The sequence below is a fragment of the Mesorhizobium sp. M7A.F.Ca.AU.002.02.1.1 genome (genome assembly GCF_003998535.1).
GTDB lineage: Bacteria > Pseudomonadota > Alphaproteobacteria > Rhizobiales > Rhizobiaceae > Mesorhizobium > Mesorhizobium ciceri.
This window is the reverse complement of record NZ_RZPB01001361.1, coordinates 1-777: the sequence shown is the minus strand read 5'-3', so window position 1 is coordinate 777 and position 777 is coordinate 1. Positions and strand designations below refer to the sequence as shown.

Sequence of the window (777 nt, the reverse complement as noted above, 5' to 3'; positions counted from 1 at the left end):
CTTCATACCGGCTTTCGCCGAACATTGCCTCGACCAGCACCTGTATCGGTTCGGACAGGCTTGCCAGTTGGGCGGGAAAGCGGAAAATCTCGGCACGGGCGGCGAGTTTGTCCTCATCTTCCAGCCGCGGCACCAGCCTCCGCTCAAGTTCCGTCGCCAGCGCGGAAATTTCCCGTTCAATGGTCTTGGCATCGACACGCGCTTCCAGCGCGAAGGTGGTCCCCCATACCTGCTCGCGCGAAGCCGTGGACAAGCCGCCGAAGAAAGCCTCGAAACCCTTGATCAGATCGGCCTTGGTCAGCATCAGATAGACCGGAAGGCGGATTTCGAGCCGGTCGTTGAGTTCGGCCAACCGGCGGCGGATCTTGCGGCCGTGCGCCTTGATGGCTTCATCGCCCTCCCAAAGCACGTCGATCGAAAGCGCGACGATTACGCCATTCAGCGCGCGGCGTCCGCGGTGCTTTTTCAACAGGTCGAGGAAGCCCAGCCATTCAACCGCGTCCACATCGGGCTGGCTCTCCTGCTGGACATAACGGCCGGCGGTGTCGATCAGAACCGCATGTTCGGAAAAGAACCAGTCGCAGTTGCGCGTGCCGCCGACCCCCTGCAGGTCGTCGGTGAGGTCGATCGGAAAATTCAGCCCGGACTGCCGCAAGGCCGTGGTCTTGCCGGTGGCCGGCGGCCCGACGATCACATACCATGGCATTTCGCGCAGAAACTTTCGTCCGCCCAGCTTGCGGCGCTTCAGTTCGGCCATCACCTCGGCGAACTTGGCAC

At 62.3% G+C, this 777-nt stretch carries 1 protein-coding gene; it reads right to left on the bottom strand.

Annotated elements, in window-relative coordinates; all coding sequences use genetic code 11:
* On the bottom strand, nucleotides 1-777 hold a 777-nt coding region (locus tag EN879_RS37725; protein WP_281034635.1), incomplete at both ends, for a type VI secretion protein IcmF/TssM N-terminal domain-containing protein.